The sequence below is a fragment of the Deltaproteobacteria bacterium RBG_16_64_85 genome (assembly GCA_001798885.1).
In the GTDB taxonomy this organism is placed as follows: domain Bacteria; phylum Desulfobacterota; class Deferrimicrobia; order Deferrimicrobiales; family Deferrimicrobiaceae; genus FEB-35.
Genome location: MGQW01000083.1, coordinates 1 through 7,401, shown reverse-complemented (window position 1 = coordinate 7,401; position 7,401 = coordinate 1). Strand labels below are relative to the sequence as shown.

The 7,401-nt window shown below is 59.5% G+C and carries 8 protein-coding genes and 1 pseudogene; 3 read left to right on the top strand and 6 right to left on the bottom strand.

Annotated elements, in window-relative coordinates; genetic code table 11:
- A partial coding sequence (locus tag A2Z13_10175) for a hydroxylamine oxidase (protein OGP76572.1) occupies positions 1-1,096 on the top strand: 1,096 nt, incomplete at its 5' end.
- Positions 1,097-1,177: 81 nt separating this feature from the next.
- A complete protein-coding gene (locus A2Z13_10170; protein ID OGP76573.1) occupies positions 1,178-1,543 on the top strand; it encodes an alkylhydroperoxidase in 366 nt (121 codons plus the stop codon).
- A 31-nt stretch (positions 1,544-1,574) separates the two neighbouring features.
- Here A2Z13_10170 and A2Z13_10165 read toward each other — a convergent pair whose 3' ends face one another.
- Positions 1,575-1,814: a hypothetical protein gene (locus tag A2Z13_10165; protein ID OGP76571.1), complete on the bottom strand. Its 240-nt coding sequence runs from the start codon at positions 1,812-1,814 to the stop codon at positions 1,575-1,577.
- Positions 1,815-2,339: 525 nt separating this feature from the next.
- The gene (locus A2Z13_10160; GenBank protein ID OGP76570.1) at positions 2,340-3,626 is read right to left on the bottom strand and encodes a hypothetical protein; all 1,287 of its coding nucleotides are present in this window, start codon (positions 3,624-3,626) and stop codon (positions 2,340-2,342) included.
- A gap of 65 nt (positions 3,627-3,691) precedes the next feature.
- On the opposite strand from A2Z13_10160, the gene A2Z13_10155 reads away from it, so the two are divergent.
- Positions 3,692-3,931 carry a hypothetical protein gene (locus A2Z13_10155; GenBank protein OGP76569.1) on the top strand — a complete coding sequence of 80 codons (240 nt, stop codon included), beginning with the start codon at positions 3,692-3,694 and terminating at the stop codon, positions 3,929-3,931.
- Positions 3,932-4,092: 161 nt separating this feature from the next.
- Here the strand turns inward: A2Z13_10155 and A2Z13_10150 are convergent, their stop codons facing one another.
- The 4 genes and pseudogenes from A2Z13_10150 to A2Z13_10135 form a co-directional block, all read right to left on the bottom strand.
- Positions 4,093-4,503 (bottom strand): hypothetical protein, encoded by a 411-nt coding sequence (locus A2Z13_10150; protein OGP76568.1) that lies wholly within the window; start codon positions 4,501-4,503, stop codon positions 4,093-4,095.
- A gap of 104 nt (positions 4,504-4,607) precedes the next feature.
- Positions 4,608-5,603 carry a hypothetical protein gene (locus tag A2Z13_10145; GenBank protein OGP76567.1) on the bottom strand — a complete coding sequence of 332 codons (996 nt, stop codon included), beginning with the start codon at positions 5,601-5,603 and terminating at the stop codon, positions 4,608-4,610.
- Between the two features lie 496 nt (positions 5,604-6,099).
- Positions 6,100-6,312, bottom strand: a pseudogene (locus A2Z13_10140) (NAD(P)H-quinone oxidoreductase).
- A 151-nt stretch (positions 6,313-6,463) separates the two neighbouring features.
- Positions 6,464-7,075 carry a superoxide dismutase gene (locus tag A2Z13_10135; protein OGP76566.1) on the bottom strand — a complete coding sequence of 204 codons (612 nt, stop codon included), beginning with the start codon at positions 7,073-7,075 and terminating at the stop codon, positions 6,464-6,466.
- Positions 7,076-7,401 lie beyond the last annotated feature (326 nt).

Genomic DNA, 7,401 nt, shown 5'->3' with positions numbered 1-7,401 from the left:
CGGGAACCTGAAGAACAACCCGGTCTACCACGACCTCGTGGAGCAGGTGAACGGCACCATGTCATTTTCCGGGGGAACGATCGGGATCACCCCTCCCGGGGATCAGACAAACGCCGATGCCTGTTTCTCCTGCCATGGAACCGTCATCGGCGTTTCGGGGATTCGGAAACGGGAGACCGCGATGGGGGAGATGGAATTTCCCGTTCTTTCGGGGTGGCCGAACCAGGGGGTGGGGCGGGTCAATCCCGACGGTTCGAAGGGTGCCTGCACGTCCTGCCACGCCCGGCACCAGTTCTCGATCAGGATGGCCAGGAATCCCGCCACCTGCTCCCAATGCCACAAGGGGCCGGACGTGCCCGCCTACTCCGTCTACGCGGTAAGCAAGCACGGGAACATATACTCCTCGCTCGGTGATGCGTGGAACTTCACGAACGTACCCTGGGAGATCGGTGCCGATTTTACCGCCCCCACATGCGCCGCCTGCCACGCAAGCCTCCTGGTTACAGGGTCTGGAGATCGGCAGGAAGTCGTCGCCGCGCGGTCCCACCAGATGAACGATCGCCTTGCCTGGCGGATCTTCGGACTGGTCTACGCCCATCCCCACCCGTTGTCCCCGGACACCACGGTGATCCGGAACAAGGCGGGCCTTCCCCTCCCGACCGAGCTCACCGGCGAGCCGGCGGCATCGCATCTGATCGACGCGCGGGAGCAGAAAGAACGGACGGCAAAGATGAAGAAGATCTGTTCCGGCTGCCACGGCGGAAACTGGGTGGATGGGCACTTTGCCCGCTTCGAGGAAACGATCCGGACCACGAACGAGATGACCCTGACCGCCACGAAAATCCTCCTTGCCGCCTGGGAGAAAGGGGTAGCCAGGGGTCTCGCCCAGAACGACAGCATCTTCAACGAGCCGATCGAAAAGATGTGGGTGGAGGAGTGGCTTTTCTTCGCGAATTCCACCCGCTTCGCCTCCGCGATGTCGGGAGCCGACTACGGTGTTTTCGCAAACGGGCGCTGGTACCTGTCCAAGAACATCCGCGGCATGCAGGAATGGCTTGACCTGGCGTTGCGACAGAAGGAGGAGAGGAGAAAGTAGGGGAAGCAAAGGGGGGGCTTATCCGTGAACAACTGTGGCTGCGGAGGAACGGCGCTTCGGCGTCGAATGGGAGGTGTCCGGATGGGCACGACGGGAAAGAAGTTGCCGAAGGCATACAGGGATCTCAAGGAGCGCTACAGCGAGTATCTGGGAGCCGTCGAGAAACTCGGGCGCTCCGTGAAACAGGCGGGCCCCATAGACGAGAAAACGGCACAGCTTGTCCAGCTCGCCGCCGCCACTGCCATCCGCTCCGAAGGGTCGGTCCACAGCCACGCGAGGAGGGCCCTGGATGCCGGTGTCACTCCGGAAGAGATTCGGCACGCCCTGATCCTGCTGACCTCAACGATCGGATTTCCCACAGTGGTTGCAGGTCTGACGTGGGTGGGCGACATCCTGGAAGGGAAACGAGGGAAGGTAAGGAATAGAAGGATCCCCCACCCGCCGTAGAGGCGAAAAAAGGAATTTCCTGTCCTGCTTGCTATCCGGACCGAAGGGGAGAATCCTGCGATTCGTTGCAACAAGGGCATTGGGCGGCATCGCTACAGATGTACATCCCGCATTTCGCACAAAGCTTCATCTCGATCCCGCCGCTCCCTGTGAATTCTCCATTCTCTTTGTCAACTTGGAGGGATTTCACCGTTTTCTGGAGTAAAAGATAGGCAAGGTAGCCGGCCCCGCCCAGCAATAAAAGTGGCTTGACCATCAATACGCCGACCATTCCCTCCTCCTTTTCTATCTCCGGGTTCCCGATCGAGCCGGAACGGGTGGGTCAGGGACGAATTGCCATGCTTGATTATACGATCATTTCAGCCGTATGGTTCGTTGCGTATCGAAGGGTTCTGGAGTTATGCCAAGAATTGGCTCTATCCGTTCTGCGGAGTCTCCGTAGAGGAAATCTTCTCTGGCGGACCGGAAGCTAATTTCCAAGGTCCAAAAGGGTATTCGAATCGAACCCCAAGAAAGAAGGGGGGGAAATGAAGACGTATACGATTGGGATAGTAGCGGTGGCAATTCTTCTTGTTGTGACCGGCGTCGGTTTCGGAATCGCGCAGGCGGCCGGCTGGGTTCGTGGCCCAGAGGAATGAGGATTTTATTCCATAATCGAGATTGGGCGCGGGTGCTTTACTGCAGTGCAGGTTAAGTGAAATGAGGGCGGGGTCTCATCCCCGTCCTTTTCATTGGGGAGCGTGTAGAAGGGAGCAACCGGGAGCGTTCCCCGGCCGGTTGCGAGCAGATCTCCCACTCAGCCCTCCGCGACCCCGCCGAAAAGATACCAGTCCGGCACGGCCCAGACCCTGTTCCGGACCTCTGCGAGCTCCCTCCCGGTGTAGACGACGAGGCCGAGCCGGGTTGCCCGTGGATGCTCGTTCAGGAATGTCTCGACACCTCGGCCGTCGATGGAACTGATCCTTTCCCGATTCTTGACTTCGATGGGAAGAATGTTCCCTCGCATCGCGACCAGGAAGTCGATCTCCAAGCCCGCGGCCGTCCGGTAGTAGAACAACTCCGGCTCCGGAGTCTGGAGCGCCGTCCACTTCATGAGCTCCGAAAACACCCAGCTTTCGTAGGCCGCTCCTGCGCCGATCGACATCTCGCCGAGAATGGCCCGGGACAAACCGGGATCGGAGAAGAAAACCTTCGGACTCTTGACCAGGCGTTTCCCCACGTTCTCGAAGAAGGGCGGCAGGAGATGGCACTGGAAGGATCTGGATAACAGGCCCAGGTATCGTTTCACCGTGTTGACCGAAAGCGACACGTCCCGTGATACCTCGCTCAGCGAGAGGGTGTTTCCGGTCCGGGCGCACAGGATCTTCTGGGTCAGCGCGAACATGTCGAGATCCGCCACCTGCCCGACGTCCGCGATGTCGCGTTCCAGGTAGGTTCGCCGGTAATCCCGAAGCCATCGGATCTTTTCCTCTCGGTCCTTGCGGTGCCACACCGGAGGGAAGCCTCCCCATTCCCTGTGCTCGGCGGCCAGATGCGTCGCCTTGCGCGTTCTTTCCGAAGGAATCGCGACGATTCGTTCCGGCTCCTCGCGGGGCATTCCTTTCTCCCGAAAGATTCGGGTCAGGAGGGAGCGGCCGGCGCTTCCGGAGAGCTCGCTCAGGGAGAAGGGGTGGAGATTCAGGAGGGAGACCCTCCCTGCGAGAGTTTCCCGGACGTCTTTCTTGAGTAGGAACTGGGACGAGCCGGTAAGGACGAAAACAGGCCCCTTCCCGCCCTGCTTGCGGGTCCGGTCCGAAACAAGTTTCAGGGGGTCGAACAGGAAGGGGGTTTTCTGGATTTCGTCGAGAACCACGAGGGGGACATCGTAGGATTCGAGGATGGACACCGCCCCCTTTTGGAATCGGAGGCGTTCATCGGGGTCGTCGAAGGAAACGTAGGCGCGGGGGACCCGAAGTTCTCCGGGAAGTTGGAATTCGCAGAGGGTCGTCTTGCCCGTCTGCCGGGCGCCGCTGACGACGATCACCCGTTCCTTTCGGGCGAGCGACGCGAGAGGCGCGAGAAGTTGCCGCCGGATCGTGTCCATGGGAATATCCTTTCACTCCCTATGCAAATATGCAAGGTAATTTTGCATAGGACCTGATACTTGATATGCTTCCCCGTATCCGTATCCCTGTACTCGGCGACCCCTGCGAGTCGCTCGACGATCTCCTTGCTTGCGGATTTGACCAGCGTCAGCGCATCACTCAGTTCCCTGGTTCTGTTTTCCACGGTTTTCTCAAGCATACTGGTGTGGTTTTTTTCAAGCTGCTTAAGCCTGTAATGATCGATCGCTTTTTTTACCGAATGGGCGAGATATTCAGGATCGTGTCCCCATTCGAGTATTGGTAAACCCTATGAGGCTCATTCTTCAGGGCATGGACCGACGATCCTCGACGATTTCCTTTTCCTATGCGGGAAGGGGGTGAGGCATTGTCCGCCTCACCCCCTCTTGCTCGACCTCGAACTCAAGATACTTTCGGCTTCCGGCTCCTGATGGTGCCGAGGATCGTTCATTTGTTTTCCCAAGGCGTCACGAGCTGGATAAATTTATTGTCCGGATCGGCGAAGGTCGCGATCATTCCTTTCGGATCTTCCGCCGGATTGTAAGGTTCCGCGACTACCGCGGCCCCGAGCTTCTTGATTCTTTCGAATTCTCTCTTTACTTCCTTGGTCTCAAAATTGAACATTATCCTTTCGGGGTTCGCGTTCTTGCCCCGGACTTTGTCATGCGGCCCAAAAGTGATGAACCCCTTGCCGGCCATGAATCCATAGTAACCGCCTTCCGACCCGTCGGGATCTTTCTGAAAAACCTTCTTGTAAAAATTCGCGGATTTTTGGGATCCCTGCCAATTTATCGAAGGATCCACTCCGGCCGGCCTCGCAATCGCTATCCTCTCGGTCGCGGACAGCTTCGACGCCATGATCTCGGCTCGCGCCTACTAGCCGACCCGGACCTGGGAAGACGCTAAGGAGAACCCCGAAGCGGGAATTCTCGTCCCCGCCGATTGATCCATCCCGGCTCCGATTATTTCCAGTAGGGGGATCGGACTTCCACGTACGCCTGGTGCGCGGCGACGGCGGCCTGCGCCACGGCGGTGACGATCATCTTCAGCGGGGAGGATACGTCCCCGATCGCCAAAAAACGCGGGATGTTCGTTCTCTGCCACGGATCGGCGACGACCTGGCCCTTGGAGTCCAGGGAAACGCCAAGGTCCCGGAAGAGGGCGAAGTTGGGCTTGGTCCCTACGGCCATCACCACGGCGTCGGCCGGCAGGTCGCGCGTCTTTCCGCTGGCGAGGTCCTTGAGGCGGACTCCCATGACGCGGTCGTCTCCCAGAATCGTGTCCACAGCGGTCCCCAGAAGAATTCCTCCTTCCCCATCCCCGTCCGGTTTTTCGGGTGCTCCATACTCGGATCGCAACGTTTCCTGGCGGTGCACAAGGGTAATCCGAGATGCGATTCCCTGAAGTCGCTGAAGGTGGGAAAGGGCGGTGTCCCCCCCTCCAACGATGATCACACGCTTTCCGCGGAATCGGGAAGGGTCGGGAATCTTGTAAAATATTCCGCCATCGAGGTCGGCCAGCTCGATTTCGCGGGGGATGCCGGCCTCAGCGGCCGTGCTCCCGTTGGCCAGGATGACCACCTTTCCACGGTATTTCACGCCCCCCGCGCGGATCTCCCCGTCCCGCGAGATTTCCTCGACCCTTTTCTCGACAAGGTCGACGCCGGTGCGTCGGGCGAAATCGACGAGCGACTGCGCAAGCTCGTCGGCGCGCACTCCCGGGCGCGTTCCCGGGTAATTGTCGATCTTCTTGTCGGGGCACCACCGGGTGAGGATCCCCCCCCAGCAGTCCCCCTCGAAAACCGCCGTGCGGAGGAATTTTCGCCCGCAGTAGGAAGCCGCGGCAAGTCCTGCCGGACCTCCCCCCACCACCAGGACATCGTATTCGATCCCTTGTGGGGCCTGAGCGATCCGACCCTCCTTCCCCCCTGTGAATGCTTCCGCCGCTTTCCCTAACATGACCGATGTCCTCCTGTCTACCTTTCTATTATAGGAGCGGGGAGGGAGCCGGGGCTCTCCACAGAGATTTTTCTTCGAACGGCATATGATGAACCTGGGTTGCCAGAGGACGAGTGGTTTCAGGGCCCGCGGCGAAATTCAAATATCCGACGAGAGAAGAACAACGTTGCGGGAGGGAACAGGGTGGCCAGAATCCCTTACGTGCTGAAGGAAGAATGCATCAGCTGCGGAGTCTGCGTGGACACCGTCCCCACCGTGTTTCGTTTCGACGACGATATGAAGGCCGAGGCGTTCGATCCGGCGGGGGACATCTTAAATAAACCCGCGAGCCAGATTTAAGCCCGTCGGGCGGTTTTTACGAAACAAGGGAACTTGGCGCGAACCCTCACGTGCCGCGCCTCACGGCGCTGTTGCGGAGGAAGGGGCGCGAGATCGTTTCTTCCGGCTATCTGCTCAGCTTCGCCGCAATCGTCGCGACGTGCCGGCCTTGGAACCGTGCCGCGGCCAGCTCGTCCACCGTGCACACCGGGATATGGGCGAACGCTTTCTGGGAGCCCGTGGCGCCCATCTTTTCCAACACCTCCTTCGACAGGGTCTCGGGCACGCGGCGCAAGACGGTCTCCGCTCCTGCAACCTCCCTCGCTCCTTCCGCGACCGCTTCCGCCAGCCGGTAGACATGTCCATAATAGAAGACCACGAGAACTTTCATGATGTGCCTCCTTGTTCCGGGGTGAATGCGGCTTCCGACGTCAATGAACCCATGAGCCACATTTTCGTCACATTGAGGAAAATGGCAAAAAAGGGAACCCGGCGTCTTTCCGAATTCCCTTTGGGGATTGCGATGGTGCCGAAGGCGGAACTTACGCCTTGGCCTGCGCGAAGTTGTCCGCGACCTGCGCCCAATTGACGGTGTTCCACCACGCCTCGATGTACTCGGGTCGTCGGTTCTGATACTTCAAGTAATAGGCGTGCTCCCAGACGTCGAGGCCGAAGACCGCCATGCCGCCGTCGATGATGGGATTGTCCTGGTTTGCGGTAGACTCGACGGTGAGCTTCCCTCCACGGACCAGCAACCACGCCCAACCGGACCCGAATCGCGACGTCGCGGACTGGGTGAATGTTTTCTTGAAATCCCCGAAGCTGCCAAACGTATTCTTGATGGCGTCGGCCAGATCCCCCGACGGCTCACCGCCGCCGCCCTTTTTCATGATCTTCCAGAACATGGAATGATTCAAATGGCCGCCGCCGTTGTTGCGCACGGCGGTACGTACGGCCTCCGGCACTTTGCCGATCCGTGCGAGCAGATCCTCGACCGGAAGCTTTTGAAGCTCAGGATGGCCTTCGAGAGCCTTATTGAGATTGTTGACATACGCCCCGTGGTGCTTGTCGTGGTGAATCTCCATCGTCTTCGCGTCGATGTACGGCTCGAGCGCGTCGAAGGCGTATGGGAGCGGCGGCAAATTGTGCGTCATCGGACGGATCTCCTTTCCAGCCGGCTCGTGACCGGCGTCATCTTTACCATAAGATGTGTCGAGAACACGGCATCGTTTCCCCCCCGCGAGTTTCTTGTCCGCCGCAAGCTGCAGGTTCGTTCCAGTCAGATGATCAGCAGATCCGCGGGAGTTGGTCCCCGACGAGGCAGTCGACGGCGCGCAAGTCCCCGATTGCGGTCGGCAGCAGGACGCCCGGCTTCCCAACGGCACCTTCCCTCGCTCGCTTGGAGTCCTGCCTCCGAAGCCATAACGGAAAAGGGCCGCCCGCGGAATTCCGCAAGCGGCCCTGAAGTTGTTATGGCTCC

Coding starts and splice junctions, on each gene's coding strand:
- A2Z13_10135 (OGP76566.1), bottom strand. CDS start 7,075: ATGACGCACAATTTGCCGCCGCTCCCATACGCCTTCGACGCGCTCGAG.
- A2Z13_10165 (OGP76571.1), bottom strand. CDS start 1,814: ATGGTCGGCGTATTGATGGTCAAGCCACTTTTATTGCTGGGCGGGGCC.
- A2Z13_10160 (OGP76570.1), bottom strand. CDS start 3,626: ATGGACACGATCCGGCGGCAACTTCTCGCGCCTCTCGCGTCGCTCGCC.
- A2Z13_10155 (OGP76569.1), top strand. CDS start 3,692: ATGCTTCCCCGTATCCGTATCCCTGTACTCGGCGACCCCTGCGAGTCG.
- A2Z13_10150 (OGP76568.1), bottom strand. CDS start 4,503: ATGGCGTCGAAGCTGTCCGCGACCGAGAGGATAGCGATTGCGAGGCCG.
- A2Z13_10145 (OGP76567.1), bottom strand. CDS start 5,603: ATGTTAGGGAAAGCGGCGGAAGCATTCACAGGGGGGAAGGAGGGTCGG.
- A2Z13_10170 (OGP76573.1), top strand. CDS start 1,178: ATGGGCACGACGGGAAAGAAGTTGCCGAAGGCATACAGGGATCTCAAG.